The sequence below is a fragment of the Nocardia implantans genome, assembly GCF_035544775.1.
Classification (GTDB): Bacteria; Actinomycetota; Actinomycetes; order Mycobacteriales; family Mycobacteriaceae; genus Nocardia; species Nocardia implantans.
In genome coordinates this window covers 130232-154118 of sequence record NZ_JAYKYQ010000013.1, presented here as the reverse complement: position 1 = coordinate 154118, position 23887 = coordinate 130232, and the positions used below count along the sequence as shown (strand labels likewise).

General features: G+C 67.2%; 23 protein-coding genes. 11 read left to right on the top strand and 12 right to left on the bottom strand.

Annotated elements, in window-relative coordinates; genetic code table 11:
• Positions 1-74 precede the first annotated feature (74 nt).
• The 4 genes from U3653_RS27590 (at position 75) to U3653_RS27575 (ending at position 2815) form a co-directional block, all read left to right on the top strand.
• Entirely contained in the window at positions 75-980 is a 906-nt protein-coding gene (locus U3653_RS27590) for an aromatic prenyltransferase (RefSeq protein WP_323124376.1), read from the top strand.
• A 193-nt stretch (positions 981-1173) separates the two neighbouring features.
• Positions 1174-1461, top strand: a complete 288-nt coding sequence (locus U3653_RS27585) for a hypothetical protein (RefSeq protein ID WP_195082101.1) — start codon at positions 1174-1176, stop codon at positions 1459-1461.
• A gap of 16 nt (positions 1462-1477) precedes the next feature.
• On the top strand, positions 1478-1774 hold the full coding sequence (locus U3653_RS27580) for a hypothetical protein (protein ID WP_195082100.1): 297 nt from the start codon (positions 1478-1480) through the stop codon (positions 1772-1774).
• 807 nt (positions 1775-2581) lie between these two features.
• Positions 2582-2815: a hypothetical protein gene (locus tag U3653_RS27575; RefSeq protein ID WP_195082099.1), complete on the top strand. Its 234-nt coding sequence runs from the start codon at positions 2582-2584 to the stop codon at positions 2813-2815.
• A gap of 236 nt (positions 2816-3051) precedes the next feature.
• Here U3653_RS27575 and U3653_RS27570 read toward each other — a convergent pair whose 3' ends face one another.
• Positions 3052-3294, bottom strand: coding sequence for a hypothetical protein (locus U3653_RS27570; protein WP_195082098.1), 243 nt, complete (start codon positions 3292-3294; stop codon positions 3052-3054).
• A gap of 369 nt (positions 3295-3663) precedes the next feature.
• Here U3653_RS27570 and U3653_RS27565 point away from each other — a divergent pair, with 369 nt between their 5' ends.
• Positions 3664-4461, top strand: coding sequence for a helix-turn-helix domain-containing protein (locus U3653_RS27565; protein ID WP_195082097.1), 798 nt, complete (start codon positions 3664-3666; stop codon positions 4459-4461).
• Positions 4446-4670, top strand: coding sequence for a DUF397 domain-containing protein (locus tag U3653_RS27560; RefSeq protein ID WP_323124377.1), 225 nt, complete (start codon positions 4446-4448; stop codon positions 4668-4670). Before U3653_RS27565 ends, U3653_RS27560 begins: the two co-directional genes overlap by 16 nt.
• 393 nt (positions 4671-5063) lie before the next feature.
• On the opposite strand, the gene U3653_RS27555 is transcribed toward U3653_RS27560, so the two are convergent.
• From U3653_RS27555 to U3653_RS27540, 4 genes are read right to left on the bottom strand one after another with little or no spacing between them, the layout of a single operon-like run.
• A complete protein-coding gene (locus tag U3653_RS27555; protein WP_195082096.1) occupies positions 5064-5516 on the bottom strand; it encodes a hypothetical protein in 453 nt (150 codons plus the stop codon).
• 35 nt (positions 5517-5551) lie between these two features.
• Positions 5552-6874 carry a hypothetical protein gene (locus U3653_RS27550; protein ID WP_195082095.1) on the bottom strand — a complete coding sequence of 441 codons (1323 nt, stop codon included), beginning with the start codon at positions 6872-6874 and terminating at the stop codon, positions 5552-5554.
• A 3-nt stretch (positions 6875-6877) separates the two neighbouring features.
• A complete protein-coding gene (locus tag U3653_RS27545; protein ID WP_195082094.1) occupies positions 6878-7180 on the bottom strand; it encodes a WXG100 family type VII secretion target in 303 nt (100 codons plus the stop codon).
• Positions 7177-7521, bottom strand: coding sequence for a type VII secretion target (locus U3653_RS27540; protein WP_195082093.1), 345 nt, complete (start codon positions 7519-7521; stop codon positions 7177-7179). The genes U3653_RS27545 and U3653_RS27540 overlap by 4 nt, the downstream gene beginning before the upstream one ends.
• Before the next feature lie 307 nt (positions 7522-7828).
• Between U3653_RS27540 and U3653_RS27535 the strand changes: the two genes are divergently transcribed.
• Entirely contained in the window at positions 7829-8077 is a 249-nt protein-coding gene (locus U3653_RS27535) for a hypothetical protein (protein ID WP_195082092.1), read from the top strand.
• An 8-nt stretch (positions 8078-8085) separates the two neighbouring features.
• On the top strand, positions 8086-8478 hold the full coding sequence (locus U3653_RS27530; RefSeq protein ID WP_195082091.1) for a PIN domain-containing protein: 393 nt from the start codon (positions 8086-8088) through the stop codon (positions 8476-8478).
• Positions 8479-8641: 163 nt separating this feature from the next.
• Here U3653_RS27530 and U3653_RS27525 read toward each other — a convergent pair whose 3' ends face one another.
• From U3653_RS27525 to U3653_RS27500, 6 genes are all read right to left on the bottom strand, one after another.
• Positions 8642-12379, bottom strand: coding sequence for a multifunctional oxoglutarate decarboxylase/oxoglutarate dehydrogenase thiamine pyrophosphate-binding subunit/dihydrolipoyllysine-residue succinyltransferase subunit (locus tag U3653_RS27525; protein ID WP_435406590.1), 3738 nt, complete (start codon positions 12377-12379; stop codon positions 8642-8644).
• Between the two features lie 175 nt (positions 12380-12554).
• On the bottom strand, positions 12555-16319 hold the full coding sequence (locus tag U3653_RS27520) for an ABC transporter ATP-binding protein (protein ID WP_195082089.1): 3765 nt from the start codon (positions 16317-16319) through the stop codon (positions 12555-12557).
• Between the two features lie 51 nt (positions 16320-16370).
• Positions 16371-17153: an ABC transporter permease gene (locus U3653_RS27515; protein WP_195082088.1), complete on the bottom strand. Its 783-nt coding sequence runs from the start codon at positions 17151-17153 to the stop codon at positions 16371-16373.
• Positions 17150-18130 (bottom strand): ABC transporter ATP-binding protein, encoded by a 981-nt coding sequence (locus U3653_RS27510; protein ID WP_195082087.1) that lies wholly within the window; start codon positions 18128-18130, stop codon positions 17150-17152. Before U3653_RS27510 ends, U3653_RS27515 begins: the two co-directional genes overlap by 4 nt.
• On the bottom strand, positions 18127-18858 hold the full coding sequence (locus tag U3653_RS27505) for a hypothetical protein (RefSeq protein WP_195082086.1): 732 nt from the start codon (positions 18856-18858) through the stop codon (positions 18127-18129). Before U3653_RS27505 ends, U3653_RS27510 begins: the two co-directional genes overlap by 4 nt.
• Positions 18859-18997: 139 nt before the next feature.
• The gene (locus tag U3653_RS27500; RefSeq protein WP_195082085.1) at positions 18998-20023 is read right to left on the bottom strand and encodes a glutathione S-transferase family protein; all 1026 of its coding nucleotides are present in this window, start codon (positions 20021-20023) and stop codon (positions 18998-19000) included.
• A gap of 38 nt (positions 20024-20061) precedes the next feature.
• Between U3653_RS27500 and U3653_RS27495 the strand changes: the two genes are divergently transcribed.
• Both U3653_RS27495 and U3653_RS27490 read left to right on the top strand, forming a co-directional pair.
• The gene (locus tag U3653_RS27495) at positions 20062-20856 is read left to right on the top strand and encodes an enoyl-CoA hydratase/isomerase family protein (RefSeq protein WP_195082084.1); all 795 of its coding nucleotides are present in this window, start codon (positions 20062-20064) and stop codon (positions 20854-20856) included.
• Between the two features lie 92 nt (positions 20857-20948).
• A complete protein-coding gene (locus U3653_RS27490; protein WP_195082083.1) occupies positions 20949-22202 on the top strand; it encodes a class I adenylate-forming enzyme family protein in 1254 nt (417 codons plus the stop codon).
• Positions 22203-22209: 7 nt separating this feature from the next.
• On the opposite strand, the gene U3653_RS27485 is transcribed toward U3653_RS27490, so the two are convergent.
• Positions 22210-22956 carry a tyrosine-protein phosphatase gene (locus U3653_RS27485; RefSeq protein ID WP_195082082.1) on the bottom strand — a complete coding sequence of 249 codons (747 nt, stop codon included), beginning with the start codon at positions 22954-22956 and terminating at the stop codon, positions 22210-22212.
• A 415-nt stretch (positions 22957-23371) separates the two neighbouring features.
• Between U3653_RS27485 and U3653_RS27480 the strand changes: the two genes are divergently transcribed.
• Positions 23372-23854, top strand: coding sequence for a TetR family transcriptional regulator (locus tag U3653_RS27480; protein ID WP_195082081.1), 483 nt, complete (start codon positions 23372-23374; stop codon positions 23852-23854).
• Positions 23855-23887: the final 33 nt, after the last annotated feature.

Below are 23887 nucleotides of genomic sequence, written 5' to 3'. Positions count from 1 at the left end.
CCAAGACGCTGTTTGTGTGCTGAGTGTCGGCGGAATCGTGACGCTGCCAGTAGCACCGATCTCTGGAAGGACGCGTGTTCACCACTACCGAATCCGAGCTGGACGATCTCTACGCGGCCATTGAGAAATCCGCGCGGTTATGGAACGTGCCTTGCACCCGAGAGGCTGTCCAGCCCACTCTGACGGCATACGGCGCGATGCTCACGCGCTCGGTGATCTCTCTCCGAGTTGTCACCGACGCCCGCCGCGCGGGAGATCTCGATTACCGCTTCTTGACGCTGCCCAGCGACGTCGACCCCTACGGCATCGCCCTTTCCAACGGGCTCCTTCCCGAGACCGATCACCCGATCGGCGCTCTGCTGGACCAGGTCCGCGAGCGGTACCCCATCCACAGCTACGGAATAGATATCGGTGTAGTCGGCGGCTTCAAGAAAATCTGGCCGTTCTTTCCTGCCGACGGCATGCAGAAGGTATCCGAACTCGCCGAACTACCGTCCATGCCACCCGGTCTCGCCGACCACGCGCGCATGTTCGCACGTCACGGCTTGGAAGACAAAGTCGGCTTGCTCGGCATCGACTACCACGACAAGACGATGAACGTGTACTTCCCCGGACTGTCGGCCGACTACTTCGAACCCCGCGCCATCGTGTCGCTGCACCGGGATGCCGGACTTCCGGACCCCAGCGATCGCTTCCTCGCGCTCACCGAGAAAGCATTCGATATCTACGCCACCATCAGCTGGGAATCACCCCGCATCGAGCGCCTCTGTTTTCCGGTGATAACACCGGACCCGAGAACGCTTCCGGTTCCGATCGAACCCCGCTTCGCGCACCTCGTCGACGAAGTTCCGATCAGCACGCCCGACCGCCGATTCACCTATGCCGCCACCTCGTCACCCGACGGGGAGTCCTACAAATTCAGTTGGTTCTATCAGTGGCAACCCCGGATTTTGGACAGGATGAAGACTTCCGATACATAGAACTGTCGACAGGGCGTGTCAACTGACGAGTCCCACTCCTGTTGCCACGGCCTTTCGATAGCGGTGCCGACCGGGGGAGTTGGACGGCCGCCTCGAACGGCGCCCCTGCTGATGAAGATGTTCGGCGCGTAATCTGCCGGTCCTGGAATCGGTGTGCCGGCGGTCGCCTAGGGGATGACAGGGCTGCTGTGGCGTGGTCGATCCGCCGCCCGCGGATCAAGCATGTCAAGGCGTTCCCAACAACAATCCTTCGAAGGGGACCTGGCCCGACACGATTACCGGCGACGAACTCGATGAGCTGGCCGAAGCGGCTGAGAACTCACCGGCACGCGGACCCAACCACGACGGCAACTTCGAACGCGACGTCGACGCCGGTAAGGTCATCGGCAGCGTGTCGGAGCAGTTGGGTGGTCACGCCACCAGCCGGTACAAGATCACCGACAGATTCGGCGGCATCATCACCATATATCCGATCCCGTAAAAGCCAGGGAGTTGAATTGGGAATCGACATAGTTGTGCAAAATCAAATCCACGAACGGGTCGAACTGGTATACGGGGACGTGGAGGACACGCTTGTCAAGTATCGAGAGAATGCTCCGGCGGGCTCGCTGCTTCGGGGTCTCCACGCGCACGCGGACACAATGTTGAACACGACCCAACTGGCCATGCTTTTGGACGAGCTAGCACATCTGTCGCCGAACGACGACAAAGAAGCGGAGATGCTCGCAGTATTGCGCGATGCTGCCGAAGCCGCCATCCGTAGGAACGGGTATCTCTGGTTCAGTGGAGACTGAATTCATGCACGTTTCCGCCACTGCTGTAGCCGGTCCTGCGCGCAGCGCGCGGCGGCGAATTCGCGCATACGGGTGCCCGGTCTAACGGCCGGTATGGCCACGATCTCCGCGCTCATGCCCGCTCGATGACGCTCGGTCGGCATGCCGAACCAGGGCGACGTGCCGACTCGACAGTCGTGGGAGAGGAAAGGCACGTGTGCTATCCGCTGGTTCAGCGCCGCCCTTTCCCCATACACCGTCGTCGTCCTTCGGGAGGCCTCAGGATCACCCGGCGGATGCCTGTGTGGTGTACGAACGCCTGCTGCCGTTCCTTCCCGGCCCTGGCGCCCCCGTCGATCCTGCCGAGCTGTACCTCCCAGGCTTTCCCGACCCTACGCGAATCTTCCGGCGGCCCAACGCACCGCTGGAGACTTCGCAGATCGAACCCACCCGCCTGCGGCCCAACGCCGCGCCGCCGACCGTCCCGATCTCGGCGATGCACCTGCGAACCGCGATCGAATCGGCGGAACGGCGCTACAACGAATCGCTGGAGCAGGGCCGATTCGATCAGGCCGCGGCCGCGCTCACCGCTGTCCTCGACAGCGCCGCCGAGGTCAATGGTGCGGACAACCTCGCGGTCCTCAGATTGCGCAGCCTGGTCGCGGCCGCCTGGTCGCTGGGTGGGGAACACGGCAAAGCGAAGCGAGAGTTCGAGGCGCTCGCCGAGGCCGTGTCCAAGGCCGCTTCAGCGAGTTCGCGTGGGACAGCCGCGCCGGCGCCGCCCGCTGCCGCATCGCACTGGGCGACATCGACGGTGGCATCGCCGCAATGCGGTCGGTACTGGACGAGGTCGTCTCGGCCAACAGCGACGGCGGCGAAATGGCGTTGGCCCTGCGCTTCGACCTTGGCGAAATGCGCGCGAGTACTGGCCAGTTCGACGAGGCGCGGACGTTGCTCGGCGCACTGCACGAAGATCTTTGCGTTATCAACGGGCTTGCGGACGAATTCACGGTGGAAGTCGCGGAACTGCTGCGGACATTACCGGAGGAAGATCCGCACTGATCGCCCGCAGCCTGCTTGCGGCGGTCACGGACCCAAGTAAAGGCGCTCGCATGGCAACCGTTCGAGACCTCGTGTCGGGCCGGGAATGACGGTGATCGGTTCGTGCTCGCGCGCATGCCACTCGGCGATGAAGCGGAGGGCTGCGGTACGGCACGCGGCGTAGTCCAGACGGATTCCGTGCAAGAAGATGCTCAGGTGGAGGTCCGGTTCGCCGGGGCACGGTGTGCTGGGACCGCTCACGGGGCGCAGGCGACGAGAGCGTCGAGCACGGTCTTCAGGCATGGGCGGTAGCCGTCGCGAGCCGGTTCTACCCATCTGCGATAGGTTCCCCGGTCCGTGGGAGAAGGCAGTGCGACGATGCCGAGCGGCGGGATGATCAGCGAGTTCGTCCGGAGCAGGGTGCGCGCGTAGAGCGAATGGTCCTCGGCCTCCGCGGAGTAGCCCGTGAGAAACGTGTACCTCCGCGATCGATGCCACACGATCGGTCCTGTCCACGACCGCGCGAGTAGGTACTCACGGATCGCGTTTCCGAGTGGTTCCGGCGTAGTGACCGCGCGGACTCGACCGCCAATGGTTACGGCGATCCGGCCGGAAGCATCAATGTGGCAGGGCAATTGGCAGACGGTGCGGTAGTAGTGGCAGCGGCCGAGTGCGTCCGCTACGGCGGATACGAACATAGTTACCCCCTCGATGCGCGTACGTGTGAGTGCGCCCGGTCCGACATGATTGACGGCGTCGGATCGGGTTGCGAGGGCGTTCGCGCCGTCGCTTCCTTCCGGGCGCATTGATAGCTTGACGCTTCAAAAGAATGTGATCCACGGCACCTAAGAGACGTCTATGATGCATCCATGCGACGCAAGCGGCTGATCGACGCGCGCAAGGCATCGGGGAAGACTCAAGAGCAGATCGCAGAGTTCGTGGGGGTCGACAGAACGACACTAGGCAAGTGGGAGCGTGGCGAATCCACGCCGCAACCAACCCAGCGAGAACGGTATGCCGAGGCTGTCGGTGTGTCTATGCGTGAGCTGGACGCGATGATTAGCGGGGTAGATCCGGGCGCCCAGAAGATGCCGGAGTGGTTGACTACTTACCTCGGCATGGAGCAGTCTGCTGAGACTCTCCGGGCTCACGAGCCACGCGCGATATACGGCTTGGTACAAACGGTTGGTTACCTTGAGAATCTGGTCAGTACAGTCGGTATCTCGGGAGTCTCTGGCACCTATCTGCAGCGGACAATCGACCAGCGTTTGTACCGACAGAAGCGGGTTCGCAACGGCGATATGACCTTGGATTTGATCCAGACAGAATCGACGCTGCATCTCCGTATCGGTAACAGCTCTGTCATGGAAGAGCAGTTGCGGGTAATGGCCGAACTGGCTGAACTGCCCAATGTGACGATCCGAATCACAAGATTTGACGCCGGACAGTACGAAGCCTTGCGCCTCGGTGACTTCGCGATCATGACGCATCCGTGGGGCAGCCAGCGGGTGCACCTCGAAGGCTACGGCGGTGGCCAGTCCATCACAGATCCCGAAGAGGTTGCGTACTTCAGCGCGGCGTATGAACATGCCTGCCGGGTAGCCCTTTCGCCATCGGAATCTCTAGAGTTCATCCTGGAACGAGCTGACAGATGGAGCAAGGAATGAAAAACTGGCTATCTCATGGCGACCTTGTGTGGCGTAAGTCGAGCTTCACTAACCCCGAGACTTGTGTTGAGGTCGCCGCGGTTCCGGAGGGTGTGCTGGTCCGCAACAGCAATGCACCACAAGCCGGGACCCTGGAGTTCACCCGAGCCGAGTTCGCCGCTTGGCTGGAGGGATGCAAAGCAGGAGAGTTCGACGACCTCGCTGTCTGATGCCATGGGCGGCGTGAGCGCTGGGAAGCAGCGGTTCGACCTCGTTGCGCCACATGATCGAGCCCGACCGCCACCGATCAATTGTCTGCGAACACCGCGGCCGCCGAGTTATCGCGGTGCCGTTGTTGTCGTAGGCCGAATGGCACCTGGTCGCTCGTGCTCATGTACGGGTTTGGTCAGTCCTGGCCTAATTTTCTGGACAGCAGAGTGTTCCAGTAGGGGCTCGAACCCGGCGGCTGCCAGAGCTTTGCCGAGTGCGCTGTCCGGATCGGCAGGGCACATGACCGTGCCGCCCGGATCGGGTGTGACATCGTATTTGGCGAGCAGACGCTCATGTAGCGTCGCCGGTCCTGCTCCGGCGACTCTGCCGTTGCTCTCGGGTATTTAATCCATTCAATTTTCGCTGACGCCATCGATTGCATTCAGGGCCTCTATTACTTCGTCTTCGTAGAATCCTGTTCGATAGCGTGTTTCAAGCTCTCCCAGGGCTTCAAAAGCTGCTCTCAACAGATTCGGATACACGGCCGCGATCGACTTGGGCAAGTATCTCACGATATCGCTCGGTGGTTCGGTATCTTCCTCGGCGACATAGGAGCGGCCCGGGAGTGTCGGATCGTTGATTTCCTCATCGAGGATGACTAACTTCACCCGAGTAGGAGCTGTGATCTGAGATGGCACCGATCGCGCGAGTTGTTTCAGATAATCGCCGTTCTTCGGATTCCATCCCAACTCGACCATCGGTTCTCTGGGTACATTGGCCAGCTCGAACGTCAGCTGTCGAATGACCTGGAAATTTTTTGCGCTTACGAGATGCTCTCGATAGCGTCCGAGGTTCGGTTCTGGCATCTTCTCCGGGTCCTTCCTGTCAATCCAAGTCATCGTTACAGGCCGTCGAAGTACTCGCGTCCGTCCTTTGGCGTGAACACGGTTCCTCCATCTCCGTCCTCGATGACTACAGCACCTTTCTCCGGATCCCAATATGCCGTTCGGCCCCTGGGTAGATGCTTTACCTCCGTCGGTACCTCGCCGTCGAGGACCTTGCGAACGTACTCGGGAAGTTCCGCGGCGCCTACGCCGGATACGTAGTGTGAGCCATCTCCCTGTGCGGCACGTCCATTCGCGTGATCGGCGATCTTCTTCGCGATCTCTTGTGTAATCGGATCGTCCCCGCCCAGGGCTGGCGTCGCTGTAGGGCTGTTGTCGTCGATGAGGACCTTCATCGCGATGATGGCGGCCAGTTTGGTGAGTGTCGCGGTGACGTCGGGGACCTGGCCGAAGGCGTCGACAACGCCGACGGCGACGCTCGCAGCCAGGGTGATCTTGAGGATTTGGAATAACCGCTTTGTCGTGTAGAGGCCGCGAATGGTGGCGATCGTGTCCTCAACAGCGAGCGCGACACCGCCGCCGGCGACCGCGAGACTGCCGCCGAAGCTGAAGATCGCTCCTACGATGGCCCCGGTGACCAGCAGTCCGACGGCCCAGGAGAAGGTGGTCATCGCCGTCTTGATGCCTTCGCCGACTTCGACTGTCGAGCTGTGATAGTCCGCGACAGGGGCGGCGACATTGAGGGACGCGGTGGCCAGGAGTTCGGCGCTGGACTTCAGTGTCCCGAAGTGTTCCTGGATCTTGGCGCGATTCTCTGCCGCATCCATATCGTCGAACAGCGCGGCGATCCCGCTGATCTTGGCCGCAGCTCCGGTGATGGTCGCGTGGTTGGCGAAGGTTTTCCACGTGTCGGCGGCCTTGGAGAGTTTGTCGACGTCACCGTTGGGAAGTTTCCCGAAGGTACTGACGATCTTCGCAGTGAGTTCGTTGAAGAACTCCTCCACGCCACCGTTGTGTTTGACGCCGTCGCCGTTGTCGCGGACGGAGGTCGGGATGGTTACCTGGTACTCGGAGACCTGGTGGAGAGTCGGTCGCTGGGGTTTGGCGTTGTCTGCGATCGCGTATTTGTAACCATTCGCGTAGAGGACGTTGCCGAAGTTGGTGAGGGCGTCGGACAGGTGTGTGCAGGTCTGCATAGTGTCGCGTGCGTACCGGTCGTACGCTTCGCCCCATTGCTTGCATCCGGGGGCGTCCCCGGCCATGCCAGCACAGTCACCCTTGACGGCGTCGTGTAGCGGTTTGTCGGTTCGACGCAGCTCGGCGGCAAGGTCATGGCATTGTTTGCCGGCATCGAAGTACGTTTGCCAATTGACGCGCACTAGTTATGCCCCTCGGAGCATCTTCAGGTTTTCCTCGATCGCGCTGGTGTAGCCGGTGTGCGCCTTGCGGGCTGCTTCGCTGATATCGCGGACACCTTCGGCGAATTCCCGCGCCCCGCCCGACCACTCGCGGTGGGCGTCGGAATAGGCTTGGGCGGCAATGCCTTCCCAGCCGGTACCCGCCAGCGCGGCAACCTTGTCGTCGATCGTGTCGAGGTGCTCGGCGATTACGCTTGCGAGTGCGGACAGGCGGATCACGACCTCATCGAGGTGGTCCAGGTCGACTTGGAACTCATCGGAACTCATGGCAGGTCCAAACTCGAGCTGCTCGCGTTGTACAGTACGGCGGCGTTGCTCCCGTCGAGGTCTTCATAGGTCGAGGCTGTGACACCCAGTTTTTCGGCCATCCCGGACAGGGCGGTGATGATCTGGGCGCCGCCGTCACGGATATCGGTCCAGCCGTCAGCGAACTCGCTCGCCAGATTCCCTCTCCATGTTCCATTGACCAGTGATTCGACATCCTTGGCAGCAGAGTCGAGTGCCGTCCGCAATGCCATCGATAGCTCATAGACTTGCTCGCCGACCTCGCGAACTTTCTCGGGGACCACAGAGAGATTCTGGGTCGATGGCGTCCCCCCGTTGCTCATGACCGGCAGCGTACTGAATGTCCGCCCGACCTGTCGAGGGACCCGTTGTGCCTATCGGAGGGTGTCGACGCCGATCATCGTGGTGGGCCACGTTTGCGGAAAGCGTTGGGACTCGCCCAGCGTCGATTTGCCGTCGGTGCCGGCATCGCGAAGAGCATGGTGAGAAAGTGGCGACACCCGGGCGACACGATCGAGATGGGTGACGAGTGCGCCGACAGTATGGAGACGATGCTGAGCCGGGCTTCGGCACGCCTTTGAGGGCAGCCTGCATGGCACCGCGATTGCTACCCTTGGTAGCATTGGGCGCATGGGTGGTAGCAAGAAATACTCGATCAGCCTCCCGGAGGAGCTCGCTGAGCAGGCTCGAGCCCATGTCGGCCCCGGAGGCTTCTCCGCCTACGTCGCCGAGGCGTTGGAGCAGCGAGTGGCGATGGACAAGCTGGGGGAGTTGGTGGCCGATTTCGAGAAGGACAACGAGCCGCTGACTCCTGCGGAAATCGATGAAGCGCGGGCGGAGTTGGGCTTCGAGCGGCGCCGTCGGGGTTCGCGCGGGTAGGCCGCCTGATGGCGGACGTTCTGTTCCTGGATAGCGAGGGGCTGTCCACGCTGTATCGGAAGGATCGCCGCATGGTTGCCTGGGTGCAGGCGGCCAAAGAAGACGGCGTTCGAGTGGCGACCACGGCTATGACTAGTGTGGAAGCCGACTACAGCGAAGTGCATGCCGCCCGGATCGCCTGGACGCTGTCGCAGATCGATGTGCATGCCGTCACTCGCGAGTTGGCAGGCCAGGCCGCTGCCCTATTGCGCGAGCACGGCCTCGGTGGACACAAGTACGCGATTGATGCCGTCCTTGCTGCGTCGGCCCGCTCTGTTCAGGGGCTGGCGACGGTGGTTACGTCGGACCCCGAAGGCATGGCGTTGCTGTGTGGCTCGGAGATCGAGATCGTCAAAGTGTGAGCTTGTTCGACCGTGGGCAGCGATCGAGAGGACCAACGGCACTGTGTCGCAGTCGGGATGGTGAGACCTCGTTCGGCGTCCGCACACCGTCAGCACCGCGAATACGAAACCGGGCCGGATCGCTGAAGGATTGAGCGATCCGGCCCGGCGTCAGAGCAGGAAACTAACTAGTCGGCTCGAACGCCTCCGCGATGATCTCCGCCTGTTCCACCGCGTGCACCTTGCTCGACCCCGAGGACGGGGCCGACATGGCGCGGCGGGAGATGCGGCGCAGGCGGGTGTTGGCGAAGCGGGCGGGGAGGGTTTCGGGGAGGTTGAGGCCGAAGAAGGGCCAGGCGCCCTGGTTGGCCGGTTCCTCCTGGACCCACGCCAGGTCGGTGGCGTTGGGGTAGCCCTCCAGGGCCTCGTTGAGGCGGCGGGTGGGCAGCGGGTAGAGCTGCTCGATCCGCACGATGGCGACGTCTTCGCGCTTCTGCTTGGCCTTTTCGGCGGCGAGTTCGTAGTAGAGCTTGCCGCTGGTCATCAGGATGCGCTTGACCTTGCTGCGGTCGCCGATGCCCTGCTCGTAGGCAGGTTCGTCGAAGACCGAGCGGAACTTGCTCTCGGTGAAGTCCTTCAGGTCGGAGACCACGGCCTTGTTGCGCAGCATCGACTTCGGGGTGAAGACGATCAGCGGGCGGCGGATGCCGTCGAGCGCGTGGCGGCGCAGCAGGTGGAAGTAGTTGGCCGGGGTGGACGGCACCGCGACGGTCATCGAGCCTTCCGCGCACAGCTGGAGGAAGCGCTCGATGCGGCCGGAGGTGTGGTCCGGGCCCTGGCCCTCGTGACCGTGCGGCAGCAGCAGCACGACGTCGGAGAGCTGGCCCCACTTGGCCTCACCGGAGGAGATGAACTCGTCGATGATCGACTGCGCGCCGTTGACGAAGTCACCGAACTGCGCCTCCCACAACACCAGCGCGTTGGGATTGCCCAGCGAGTAGCCGTATTCGAAACCGACGGCGGCGTATTCGCTCAGCGCCGAGTCGTGCACGGCGAACCAGCCCGGGTTCTCGCTGCCGATGTTGTGCAGCGGGGTGTACTCCTCGGCGGTCTTGCGGTCGATGATCACCGCGTGCCGCTGGGTGAACGTGCCGCGGCGGGAGTCCTGACCGGTCAGGCGCACCGCGCGACCCTCGTCGATCAGCGTGCCGAAGGCGAGCAACTCGGCGAAGGCCCAGTCCACCTTGCCCTCGTAGGCCATCTCGCGGCGCTTCTCCAGCACCGGCTTGACGCGCGGGTGCACGTTGAAGCCGTCGGGCACGTTGAGGAACGCGTCGCCGATGCGCTGCAGGATGGACTTGTCCACCGCCGTCACGACGCTCGCGGGCACCGGCTGGTCGCCCTCGACCGACTCGCTCGGTCCAGGCGAGTATTTCTCCAGTTCGCGGACCTCGTTGAACACCCGCTCCAGCTGGCCCTGGTAGTCGCGCAGCGCGTCCTCGGCCTCTTTCAGCGAGATGTCGCCACGGCCGATCAGGCTCTCGGTGTACGCCTTGCGGACCGAGCGCTTGGTGTCGATGACGTCGTACATGTACGGCTGGGTCATCGACGGGTCGTCGCCCTCGTTGTGGCCGCGACGGCGGTAGCAGATCATGTCGATCACGACGTCTTTGCGGAACTTCTGCCGGAAGTCGACCGCAAGGCGCGCCACCCAGTCGCACGCCTCCGGGTCGTCGCCGTTGACGTGGAAGATCGGCGCGCCGATGAACTTCGCGATGTCGGTGGAGTACTCGGTGGAGCGGCTGTTCTCCGGAGCGGTGGTGAAGCCGATCTGGTTGTTCACCACGATGTGGATGGTGCCGCCGACCCGGTAGCCGCGCAGACCCGACAGGTTCAGCGTCTCGGCGACCACGCCCTGACCGGCGAACGCGGCGTCACCGTGCAGCATGAGCGGCACGACCGAGAAGCCTTCCGCGCCGTCGCCCTTGTCCAGCAGATCCTGCTTGGCGCGCACGAGGCCCTCGAGCACCGGGTCGACCGCCTCCAGGTGCGAGGGGTTCGCGGTGAGCGAGACCTCGATCTCGTTGTCGCCGAACATCTGCAGGTAGGTGCCCTGCGCGCCGAGGTGGTACTTCACGTCGCCGGAGCCGTGGGTGGCGGCCGGGTTCATGTTGCCCTCGAACTCGGTGAAGATCTTCGAGTAGGGCTTGCCCACGATGTTGGCCAGCACGTTCAGCCGACCGCGGTGCGGCATGCCGATGACGACCTCGTCGAGGCTGTGCTCGGCGCACTGGTCGATGACGGCGTCCATCATCGGGATGACGGCCTCGGCGCCCTCCAGCGAGAAGCGCTTCTGCCCGACGTACTTGGTCTGCAGGAAGGTCTCGAAAGCCTCGGCCGCGTTCAGCCGGTTCAGGATGTACTTCTGCTGCGCGACCGTCGGCTTCGCGTGCTTCTGCTCGACCCGGTCCTGGATCCAGCGCAGCTGCTCCACGTCCAGGATGTGGGTGTACTCCACGCCGACGTGGCGGCAGTAGGCGTCGCGCAGGACCGACAGCACGTCGCGCAGCTTCATCCGCTCCTGGCCGTGGAAGCCGGCGACGTTGAAGGTGCGGTCCAGGTCCCACAGGGTCAGGCCGTGCTGGGTGACGTCCAGGTCCGGGTGGCTGCGGAACTTGTCCTTGACCAGCCGCAGCGGGTCGGTGTCGGCCATCAGGTGGCCGCGGTTGCGGTAGGCCGCGATCATCTCCAGCACGCGCGCGCTCTTGTCGACGCCGCGTTCGCGGACGTCCTTGCGCCAGCGGACCGGCTCGTACGGCACGCCGAGACCGTGGAAGATCTCGTCGTAGAACTCGTCGGCGATCAGCAGCTGGTGGATGGTGCGCAGGAAGTCACCGGACTCCGCGCCCTGGATGATGCGGTGGTCGTAGGTGGAGGTGAGCGTCATCAGCTTGCCGACGCCCAGATCGGCGATGCGCTCGTCGCTCATGCCCTGGAACTCGGCGGGGTACTCCATCGCGCCCGCGCCGATGATCGCGCCCTGACCGTTCATCAGGCGGGGCACCGAGTGCACGGTGCCGATGGTGCCCGGGTTGGTCAGCGAGATGGTGACGCCGGAGAAGTCCTCGGCGGTGAGCTTGCCGTCGCGGGCGCGGCGGACGATGTCCTCGTAGGCGGTGTGGAACTGCCCGAAGGTCATCGCCTCGCAGCCCTTGATGGCGGCGACGACCAGCGATCGGCTGCCGTCCTTGCCGGGCAGGTCGATGGCGAGGCCGAGGTTGGTGTGCGCGGGGGTGACCGCGTTCGGCTTGCCGTCGATCTCGGCGTAGTGCCGGTTCATGTTCGGGAACGCCTTGACCGCCTGCACGATGGCGTAGCCGAGCAGGTGGGTGAAGGAGATCTTGCCGCCCCTGGTGCGGGCGAGGTGGTTGTTGATGACCAAGCGGTTGTCGATCATCAGCTTGGCCGGGATGGCCCGCACGCTGGTCGCGGTGGGGATGCTCAGCGAGGCGGACATGTTCTTCGCCACAGCGGCGGCCGCGCCGCGCAGCACCTTGGACTCGTCGGCGGCGGTGTCGGCCTGCTTCGGGCCGGAGGTCGGCGCGGCGTTCGACGTCGGCGCCGGGGTGGTCTGCGGTGCGCGCGTGGTCACGGCGGCGGGCTTGGCGGCGGCCGGTGCGGGCTTGGCGGCGGCCGGTGCGGGCGCTTTCGGGGCCGCGGGGGTGGCAGGCTTGGCGTCGTTGCGCGTGGCGGCGGCGGGCTTGGTGGCCGTCGAAGCCGGTGCGGCAGCGGCAGCCTGCGCGGGCGCGGGGGCGGACTGGCTGTTGCCGGAGTCGCCACTCGCGTCAGGCGTGTAGTCGGCCAGGAACTCGTGCCAGCTCTCGTCGACCGATGATGGATCTTGTTTGAACTTCTGATACATCTCGTCGACTAGCCACTGGTTCTGTCCGAACTGGGATGTTGAGCTGCTCACAGCAGGTGTTCGCCTCATTTCGTTCTTCGCGCTGCGACGTTTGTGACGTGCCCGGCACGGGGATCAGCGGATTGCGCGCCGATGCGCCCTATCTGAGGATAGGCCCAGCAGCAAATCGGCGGATTCACTGACCACCCGACACCCCCGACCCTATTGGTGATGACCCGGCGTCATCCGAGAATATTCCCTCCGACGCCCGCGCCGCTGCCCAGAGCCGGGCATACTGCCCGCCCGCCGCGAGCAGCTCCGCGTGCTCGCCGAATTCCACGATCCGCCCATGGTCGACCACCGCGATCCGGTCGGCGCGCGCGGCGGTGCCGAGCCGGTGCGCGACGATCACCGTGGTGCGGTCGCGGCTCAGCGACCGGCTCGCTGCCAGCACCGATGCCTCGGCGTCCGGGTCGAGCGTCGCGGTGGCCTCGTCGAGCAGCAGCAAGTCCGGAGCGACCAGTTCGGCGCGGGCCAGCGCGATCAGCTGCCGTTGGCCGGCCGACAGGCCGCGGCCCCGCTCGCCGACCGGTTGGTTCATCCCGAGCGGCAGGCCGTCGATCATCTCCGTCGCACCTACCGCGGCCGCCGCGGCGGCGATCGCTTCGTCGGTGGCGAATGGTTTCCCGAATGCAATGTTGCTCGCCACGGTCCCGGTGAACAGGTGAGCTTCCTGAGGGACGATGCCCAGCCGCGAGCGGTAGTCGGCGAGGCGGTAGTCGCGGAGGTCGACGCCGTCCACCCGGATCGCGCCGGCAGCGGTTGCCTCGGCGAGTTCACGCGGGTCGGTGCGATCATCCGCGGGCAGGTCGTACAGCCGCGCGAGCAGCTTGACGACGGTCGACTTGCCCGCGCCGGTCGGACCGACCAGGGCCAGGGTGGAACCCGCCGGGACGCGCAGCGAGACGCCGTCCAGCGCCGGAACGCGACTGCCCGGGTAGTGGAAGCGGACGTCGTCGAACGCCACGTCACCGCGCAGCCCGGAACCGATGGGCACCGGGTCGGCCGGGTCGGCGGCGATCGAGGACGGCGTGCGCAGCAGGTCACCGATCCGGCGCAACCCGACCCTGGCCTGCTGGTAATTGTCGAAGACCTGGGACAACTGCAGGATCGGCACGAACAGCAGCTCGAGATACAGCACGAACGCGACCAGGGTGCCCGCGCTGGTCGCCCCGGTGGCGACCTCGCGGGCACCGAAGTACACCACCACCGCCAACGCCACGTCGGCCCAGCCGACGACGAACGCGAAGTACAGCGCGATCGCCCGCTGCGCCCGCAACCGGCTGTTGCGGTAGCGCTGTGAGTACTCGGCGAAGCGACGGGCGGCGCGCGGCTCGTGCCGGTTGGCCTGCACCGCGCGCAAGCCGGTCACGTTCTCCTGGAAGTCGGCGTTGACCGCCGACACATGCTCGCGCGACACGGTGTACGCGGCGGAGGACACCCGCCGGAACAGCACCGTCGCGATCGCCAGGGCGGGCACCGTCGCCAGCACGACCAGAGCCAGCGACGCATCGATGACCAGCAGCGCGACCGTGATGCCGACCAGCGTCAGCAGCCCGACCAGGCTGGTGGCGACGCCGGTCTGCAGGAAGGTCGACAGCGCGTCGACGTCGGTGGTCATCCGCGTCATGATCCGCCCGGACAGCTCGCGCTCGTAGTAGTCGAGGCCGAGCCGTTGCAGGTGCGCGAAACTGCGGACCCGCAGGGCGAACAGCACCCGTTCCCCGGTGCGCGCGGTGAGCAACGTGGTGGCCGCGCCGACCGCCAGGCCGGCCGCGGCCAGCACCGCGCCGAGCACGGTCGCGCGGACCAGCGCCGCGGCGTCGCCGCCGAGCACACCGCCGTCGATGGCGTAGCGCACCAGCGGCGGGAACGCGATGGCGATCGCGGCGTCCGCGGCCAGCAGCGCCATGACGGTGAGCACCAGCCCACGCACCGGGCGCAGCAGGCGGCCGAGCCGGAAGCGCGGATCCGGCTGGCGAATGCGTTCGGAGTCCATGCCCGGCTGCTCGGTGGCGGGCGGCAGCTGCTCGATGGCCCGGCGCAGCTCGGGGGTCTCGCTGATGTCGGCCGCCGCGGCGCCGAAGCGCCGACCGGCGGAACCGGGAGAGATTCGCGTTTCCGGAGCGGACGTGTCCGGCTCGGGAGCGACGTGCCCGGCGGGCGCGGGCAGCCGAATCACGCGATCGGCGTGCGCGAGCGTCGACTCCCGGTGCGCGAGGATCAGCGTGGTGCGCCCGCCGCGGTCGGGCAGCGCGTCGAAGATCGCGGCCTCGGTCACCGCGTCCACCGCGGAGGTGGCGTCGTCGAGCACCAGGATGCGCGGCCGGGTCAGCAGCGTCCTGGCCAGTGCGATTCGCTGGCGCTGGCCGCCGGAGAGGGTGAGACCGCGCTCGCCGACCACCGTGTCGTAGCCGTCGGGCAGCTCGGCGATGAATTCGTCCGCCGCGGCCTGCACTGCCGCCTGCCTGATCTCCTCGTCGGTGGCATCCGGTCGCCCGAGCGCGATATTGGCCGCGATGGTGTCGGAGAACAGGAACGGATCGTCGAAGACGACGCCGATGGCGGCGCGCAGGTCGGCGGCGCGCACGTCGGCGATGTCGACGGTCTCGGCGCGCGCATTCGCCACGTCGACCGAACCGGCGTGCGGCGCGCCGGCTTCGGTGAACAATCGGATCCGGCCCGCGTCGGGCGCGTAGAACCGGGGAAGCAGCAGGGCGAGCGTGGACTTGCCCGAGCCCGCCGGGCCGATGATCGCCACCGTCTCGCCGGGGCGCACCCGCAGGTCGAGTTCGCGCAGCACCGGACGATCCGGATCGAAGCCGAAACGCAGCGCGTCGATCTCGATGCCGAGCGGGCCGTCCGGCAGTTCGACCGGGCGCTCGGGTTCGGCGATCACCGGCGCGGTGTCGATCACCTGGAAGACCCGCTCGGCCGCCGCCCTGGTCAGCTGGGCCATGACGATCACGGAGGAGAGGATGCGCGCGGTGCCGGTCATGACGGCGACGTAGGCGGCGAACGCGACGAAGGTGCCGATGCCGATATCGCCGTGCAGCGCGAGCAGCCCGCCGAGCGCGATGACCGCGACCATCCCGAGCTGGGGAATCGTCGCGACGGTCGGCGCGAACCCGGCATCGATCCGCGCGGCCCGCATCCGCTCGGCGAACAGCTTGCGGCCGTGCCGCTCCAGCTGATCGACCATCCGCGCTTCCTGGCCGAAGCCTTTGACCACCCGCACCCCGGTGACCGTCTCCTCGACGTGCTGGGCCAGGTCGGCGGCGCGTTGCTGCGCGGACCAGGTGGCCGCGTGCAGTCGCGGACGCATGCGGTAGACCACCAGGCCGATCGCGGGCACCACCAGCAACGCGACGGCGGCCAGCGGCGGGGAGAGCCAGATCATGACGGCGGCGGCGAGCCCGAATTCCAGCAGCGCCATGCCGGACAGCGGCACCATGGCCAGCAGCCCCTGGACGAGCTGCAAGTCGGTGATCGAGCGCGACACCACTTGCCCGGTGCGCAGGGTGTCCTGCCCCACGCCGTCGAGCCGTTGCAACGCGGCGAGCAGCCGCACCCGCAGCGCGTGCTGCACGTCCAGCGACAGCCGCCCGGCCAGCCAGCGCCGCCCGAACCCGGCCGCGGACCGGCTCACGGCCAGTACCAGGATCAGCCCGGCGACGACGCTGATCGCCGCCGTGTCACCGATCCCGGCCGCGTCGACGGCCCGCTTCGTCAGCAGCGGCCCCGCGGTCTCGACAACCGCCCCGCCGAGCACCGCAGCGGCGAGCCCGCCGAGCACCGCGCGGTGCGGTAGGCATTCGTCCCACAGCCTGCGTATCCACCCCGGACTGCATCCCCCGTCCACGTCTTTCGCTCGCCCCCTTCGTCGTACCGTGTTCGTCATCGACGGTACCGACACCTGCCGACAAGTCGTTGTTCCCTGGGCGGCCGGGGATCACAGGTCGCGGGTGCGCAGGTTCCACCAGCTCGTGGCGCCCAGACCGATGGCCCACAGCAGCAGGACCACCACGGCGGCCGGGGTGGGGGCGAGGAGGTCGCTGTCGGGATAGGAGCCGACCGCGACCGTGCCGACGGTGGCGGAGACGGGCAGCAGGGTGACCACGCCCGGAATACCGAGACCGCGCGCGATCAGCCAGATCAAGGGCTCGGCGAGCACACTCCAGCCGAGCAGCAGCGCCACCGCCCTGGTCGAAGACCGCAGCAGGATGCCCGCGCTCGCGCCGATCAGCGACCAGCAGACCGCGGCGAGCAGCCCCCCGCCGAGCACCGCGAAGAACTCTCCCGTGACGGGGACTTTGCCGCGCCCGACGCCGAACAGCGCGCCGGCCGACACCATTTCCACCGCCACCGCCGCCGCCAGCGCGCAGCATCCGACGACGAGGAACTTCGCGGCGGCGAGCCGATCGCGGTCGGGACTGAACAGCGTGGTCACGGCCATGCTGCGGTACTGGTACTCCGCGCCGGTCGCCACCGCGCCGAAGACCGCCGCCGCCAGCACCACGAAGGCCAGGCCGACGTAGAGGCCGATCGTCGCCGCGCCGGTGGCGGGCTGGCCGCGCGGATCCGGCGGCCCGGCCAGGCTCGCCGACGCGACGCTCGCCAGCAGCGCGACGACCAGCAGTGCGGCCGCGAGCGTCCGGCCGCGCGGCATGGTGAGCACCTTGCGCGCCTCGGAGTTGACGTTCGGCACGAGGTCCGCGGGCAGAGTGACGATCATCGTGGGATTCCGTACGGCGTCGGCGAGGGTGGCTGCGGGGCGAGGCCCGGGTAGTGCGGCGCGGGCGCGGCGGTGGGTCTGGTCAGCGACGCGAGCACGCGGTCGGGGTGGATCGGGTCGGGCACGATGCTATCGATCCGCACCTGCGCCGCGGTGGCCGCCGTCCTGATCTGAGCTTCGTTCGCCTCGGCGACGGCCAGGCGGCCGTCCGGCCGGATCACCGCGTCGGTGAAGCCCTGGGCGGCGAGCATGGTGGCCAGCGCGATGGGGGTGGACGCGGCGACGACCAGCCGGTCCGGATGCCCGCGCCGCAAGCGCGCCGGAGTGCCCTGATACACCACCGCGCCCTCGCTGAGCACGACCAGCTGATCCGCGGCGGGCAGCACGGCGCCGAGGGTCTCGCTGGTCAGCAGGACGCTGCCGCCGCGGCGGGTGTGCTTGCGCAGGAAGTCGTGCAACCAGCCGCGTTCGGCTGGGTCGAGCCCCTCCATCGGATCGTCCAGCACCAGCAGCGGGGGGTCGCCGAGCAGTGCGGTGGCCAGCGCCAGCCTGGTCTGCTGTCCGGCCGACAGGTCGCGGATCTGCGTCCCGGCGTGCTCGCCCAGCCCGACCAGCTCGAGCACGTCGGTCGCCCGGCTGTCGACGACGTTCGCCGCGGCGGCGTAGATCCACAGGTGGTCGCGTGCGGTGCGGGAAGGATGCAGTCCGCGTGGCGCGAGGACGCCGCCGATCACGCTCGCGGAGCCCGCGCCGTCGCGCCGGGATCCGGGCCCGCCGACCGACACCGTCCCCGAGGTCGGGGCCAGCAGCCCGAGCAGCACGCGCAGGATGGTGGTCTTGCCCGCGCCGCGCGGGCCGACCAGCGCGGCGATGGCGCCGGACGGCACGGTGAAACTGACGTCCGCCACGGCGGTCGCCAGTTCGTACCGCTTGGTCAGTCCCCGGACCGCGAACGCGATCGGCCGCGCCCCGCTCATCGCGGCGTGGCCGGAGGGCGCGGCTTCGCCGGGTCGATCGCGGTGAGCGGATCGGCGTCGACGACCAAGTGGCGGTCGGCGGGCCAGGTGCTGGGCGGCGGCCCGAATGCCTTGCGCGCGTTGGTGATCGTGGCCTTGCCCAAGGCGCGGTTACCCGCGCCGCCGATCACGGCGCCGATACCGGCGGGCAGCACCTTGCCCGCCATCAGCGCGGCGCGCTTGGTGATGAAACGGATGATGAACCGCTTCAGCAGCGAATCGTTCATGCTCGACAATCCGGGGATGCGGTTGGCGAACGCCGTGCCCCAGTTCTTCGCCGACGTGCCGACGCTCTTCTGCACGATCTGCATGCCGCTCTCGCCGAGCACGACCGCCAGCACGAGCGCCCTGCGCTGCTCCTGGTCTTCCGGCGTGATGCCGTGCACCGAGGCCACCGCCAGGGTGAACACCGCCGAGGCCTCCATGAAGAAGGTGGTCTCCGCGCTCACCGCGGCGATGGCCGCGACGGTGCCGACGCCGGGGAAAGCCGCGGTCGCGCCCACCGCGCTGCCGCTGCCGGTCACGGCGAGCAGATACTGCTTCTCCAGCCGGTCGATGATCTGTGCGGGGCTCTCGCCAGGGTGCGAGCGGCGAATGCGGTCCACGTACTTGGCGACCGCGGGGGCCTGCAGGCGGGACCCGGTGTCGAGCAGTTCGACCACCGTCTTCTCGAACGCGCCTTTGAGCATCGGCGGCATCCTCCTCTTCCGGTCTGCTGGGTAGAACTGTATGGCACCGGTTGCCGTCAGCTCGTCATGACAACGAAGTACCCAGCCGCATCGGTTCCACCGGCGGCTGCCTCGCTTTCGACCCGGACGGGTGCGCCTGTTACTCGGGAGGGTGGATCGCGGGCACGCGTTCGCCCGGCGGCGGAGGCGGCGGCGGGGTTCCGTCGCCGAACGGCCTGCCGCCCAGGGCTTCTCGGCCGTGCGGGGTGAGCCAGTTCGCCAGATCGGGGCCTTTGGGGACGATCCCGGTGGGGTTGATGTCCCGGTGCACCACGTAGTAATGCGTCTTGATCTGCTCGAAGTCGATCGTGTCGCCGAAGCCGGGGGTCTGGTACAGATCGCGCGCGTACGCCCACAGCACCGGCATCTCGGTGAGCTTGGACCGGTTGCACTTGAAGTGCCCGTGGTAGACCGCGTCGAAGCGCACCAGCGTGGTGAACAGCCGGACATCGGCCTCGGTGATCGTGTCGCCGACCAGATACCGTTGTGCGGCAAGGCGTTCCGACAGCCAGTCCAGCCGGGCGAAGAGCCGGTCGTAGGCGGCGTCGTAGGCGTCCTGCGCCCCGGCGAACCCACAGCGGTAGACGCCGTTGTTGACGTCGCGGAACACCGCGAGGTTCACCTCGTCGATCTCCGCGCGCAGCGGCTCCGGGTACAGTTGCGGCGCGCCGGGACGGTGGTGCGCGGTCCACTCGGTGGAGAAGTCCAGCGTGATCTGCGCGTAGTCGTTGGTGACCACCTGGCCGGTCGGCACGTCCACGACGGCGGGGACGGTGATGCCGCGCGGGTAGTCCGGGAACCTGGCCAGGTAGGCGTCGCGCAGCCGCGGGATGCCGAGCACCGGGTCGACACCGCCGGCATCCAGATCGAAGGTCCAGCTCAGCTTGTCGTGGGTGGGTCCGCACAACCCGAGCGAGAGCACCGGCTCCAGCCCCAGCAGACGGCGCACGATCAGCGTGCGATTGGCCCACGGGCAGGCACGCGCCGCGACCAAGCGGTAGCGCCCCGGCTCGACCGGGTAACCGTCGCGGCCGTCGGCCGTGATCCGGGTCGTGATGTAGTTCGTGTCGCGTTTGAACTCGCCGGGCTCGACGTAGGAACCGCTTGCACTGGCCGACTTGGTCACATCGACAGTCTTCCAGATCGACCTCGTACGCTGACCGGATGAGTGAAACGAAGGCCACCCGCCTGGAACGAGACGTCACCGAAGGCGGAGCGGAGGTGGCGACCCTCACGCTCGCCCACCCGCCGCTGAACCTCTTCGACCGGGCGATGCTGGACGCCCTGATCGCCGACATCGCCGAGCTGTCGGCGCGGCCGCCGCGTGCGGTGCTGCTGCGCGCCGAGGGCAAAGTGGTCTCCGGCGGCGTCGACGTGCACGTCTTCGACGGCCTGACCCCCGAGCAGGGCGCCGAGTTGTGGCGCACGCTGTTCGCGCAGATCATCCATCCGCTGGAGGCGCTGCCGTGCCCGGTGGTGTTCGCCGCGCACGGGCTGACCCTGACCGCCGCGTTCGAGATCGCGCTCGCCTGCGACATCCTGCTCGCGGCGCCGAAGGCCAAGTTCGGACTGGTGGAGATCGTGGTCGGACTGACCCCGTCGATGGGCGGTCCGCAGCGTCTGGCCGAGCGCGCGGGCTCGGGACGCGCCCGCGAGTTCGTGATGACCGGCGACCTCTACGACGCGGCGACCATGGCCGAGTGGGGCGTGGTCAACGCCGTGCACGAGGACCTCGACGCCGCGGCGCGCGCGCTGACCCACCGGCTGGCCGAGGGCCCGACGAAGGCGAACGCGGCGACCAAGAAGATCATCGAGGCCTGGCGTTCCGGCGGTGTGGCACACGCGGATTCGGTGACACCGGAGGTGTCCGGCGCGCTGTTCGACACCGAGGACCTACAGGGCGGTGTGCGCAGTTTCCTCGAGCAGGGTCCGGGGAAGGCGCGCTACGCGGGCCGGTGACAGCTGGGACACGTTCATCGCCTATTCCAGCGAAGTTGTGACATGCGTCATATAGTCGCAGTGCCTGATAAATCGAGGCACGCGGAGGACGAATGTCGCAGTTGCTCGTCGAATATCCCCTCACCCGCCCGCACGTCTGGGACAACCCGCTGGCCCGGGGCGCCGACGGGGTGCTGCGCTACGGAAACCTCACGCCGGCGCTGACCGAACTACTCGACCTGCAAGTGCACGCCTTCGGCAGTCGTGAAGCCGTGGTCGAGGTCGGCGGCCCGCGCCTGACCTACCGGGAGCTGTGGCACTCCGCCTCCCGCATCGCCGGCGGCCTGCAGGAGCACGGCATCGGATACGGCGACCGGGTCGCCGTGCACATGCCCACCGGCGCGCGGTGGGTGCAGGCGTTCCTCGGCGCCCTGCTCAGCGGCGCGGTGCCGGTGCTGGTGCACGACGGGCTTCCGGAGGGGATGGCCGAGCGCGTGATCGCCGACAGCCGTGCGGATTTCGTGCTCGGCGACAAGGCCTGCGCGACCGAGTTGCCCGACGGCGCCGCCTACATCGATGACGGCGCGGCGCTGGGCGACCTCGCGCTGCTGTGCTACACGAGCGGGTCATGCACGCCCAAGGGCGTCGAGCTGACCAACGAGAACCTGCTGTCGGCCGTGCGCTCGGTGGTCGCGGCGCTCGACCTGCCGACCGACGGTCTGCGCAACCTGGTGCTGTTGCCGTTGGCGCACGCCAGCGGCTGTGTCGATCAGCTGTTGCCGACCTTCGCCGTGGGGGGCACCGTGGTGCTCGCCCGGGACACCCGCGGCATGGCCGAAGCCATCACCGCCGAGCGCGTCGACATGGTCTCCGCGACGCCGCGGATCTTCGCGGGCCTGCTGCCCCGGCTCGCCGAACTGCGCGCCGACGGATTGCGCACCGACGGCATCGCGCGGATCAGCAAAGCCGGTCATCGCGCCGAACGCGCCGCGTCTGCGGTCACTTCGGTCGACCTCACGGTCGAATTGCGCGGCGTGTTCCCCGCCGCACGGCAGTGGTCGGTATGGGGCGCGACCGAGACCAGCGGGATCGGTCTGGCGGTGGACGACGCCGAGCGGGCGGACTCGCCCGACACCGCCGCGGTGCTCGGTTTCCCGTTCGGCGGAACGGAATTGGCGCTGTGGGGCCCACGGGCGACCGCCGGGCACGGCGAACTGCTGTGCCGAGGGCCGAATGTCACCCCGCGCTACTGGGACGACCCGACCACGACCGCGGCGCGGTTCACCGGAACCTGGTTCCACACCGGCGATCAGGTGACGATCGACGCCGACGGCTTGGTGCGCAGGCAAGCAGTGCCCGTGGAGTGAGCTCGCCTCACTCCAGCATTCGCTCGCGCAGCCGCCCGAGCAGGTCGGGCGTCAGCCCGATCGTCGCGAGATAGCCGTGCAGATCGCCGTGCAACTCGCGCATCGAGGCGGTGGCGATGTCCAGGTATTCCTCGCGAACGCCGAGCAGGTCGATCGAGAGTTCCTCGCCGCCGAGCAGCTTGTCCGTCATGAGGGCGCGCAGCGCGGGGACGGCACCGTTGCTGAGCAGGTAGTCGGCCTGGACGTCGGCTTCGGTGACGCCGACCGCGCGCAGCAGCGTCGCGACGGCCCACCCGGTGCGGTCCTTGCCCGCCGCGCAGTGCACGAGCACGGCGCCGTCGCCGCGCAGGATGGACTCGGCGAGGGAAGCGATGGCGGCGTGCGCCTCGGGGAGCGCCGGGAACATCCGGTACACCTCGAGCATGTGCGTGTAGGCGGTCCGCGCGGTCGCCTCGTGCGGCGGCGCTTCGGCCATGCGGGAGTCGAACGGCGTGATGGTCAGCCGGACGTCCGCGGGCAGCCGGTCGGCGCCGATGTGGTCGATCTCGCGCTGTCCGCGCAGGTCGTGGACGGCACTGACGCCCAGCTCGCGCAGCGCGGCGTGGCCGGCGTCGTCGAGCCCGCTCAATTGCGCCGAGCGCAGCAGGACTCCGGGGCGGACCTTGGCGCCCTCATCGGTGCGCAGCCCGCCGGTGTCGCGGAAGTTGAACGTGCCGGAGAGGAAGTACTGGTCGGCGGGGGGCGAGAGTGTCACCGATCCAGGCTATCCCCAGCGCGGAACGGAAGGACGCCGGTCGCGGATCGAACCCCGCACGATAAGCTGACCGTTTTGGGCGGTTTCGCTGTGGCATTCGCCACAGGATTTGGGTTGCCCGGCGCCCGGACCGTACCGTTGTCAACGGTCTGTCCAGCGTGCCGGCGGCGCCGAGATCCACCGTCATAGCGCGATTTCCGGGCGACACGGCCTGATCGCATACCGATCCCGGTTGGGTAACAAAACATTCTTTCAGTCCGGAATTACCCATCGAACCCGTTCTCAAACCCCGAAAAATGTCTACCATTGGTGAACGTTGGACCGGGCAGCCAGGTGTTTCCCGAAGTTGCCCGCCCTGTTCAGCGAGTCGCGCCGACGCAGGTGCGTGAGTTCTTTCGCCGAGAGGGAGTCGTCGTTGAGCGCACGTGGAGAAGTGATAACAGAAATCCGGCTACGACCCGCCGTCATCGAGGCGGTCGAGGCGGCGGCGGCCACGCTCGACTACACGGGCCTGCGCGCGCTGCGCGTGCTGCTGCACGCGGGGGTCAGTGCCTACTGGCCGCTGGTCAAGGCCACACCGGAAAAGCAGATCAGGTCGTATGAGATGACCTTGCAGGCGCTGCGCGCCCGCTGGGCGGTCAAGACCGATTGCTTCCCGGATCCGATCGCCACCGACTTCTACCGGGAGAAGGACGCGGAAGTCACCGCCTTCTTGGAGATGTGTGCCGAGTTGTCGGGCACGCAGTGGCTGGAGCCGGTGGAGGCGATCGCCTGCAATGTCGTGTCGATCGTGCAGGGCACGGTGCTGCGCTGGCTGGCCGATTGCAATGACGAGACCATGCTGGTGGTGCTCGACGAGATGGTCAGCGCGCTCGCCACGAAGGCGACGGAGCGCTGACAAATACTGGACGTTTGACCAACTTGGTGGTTG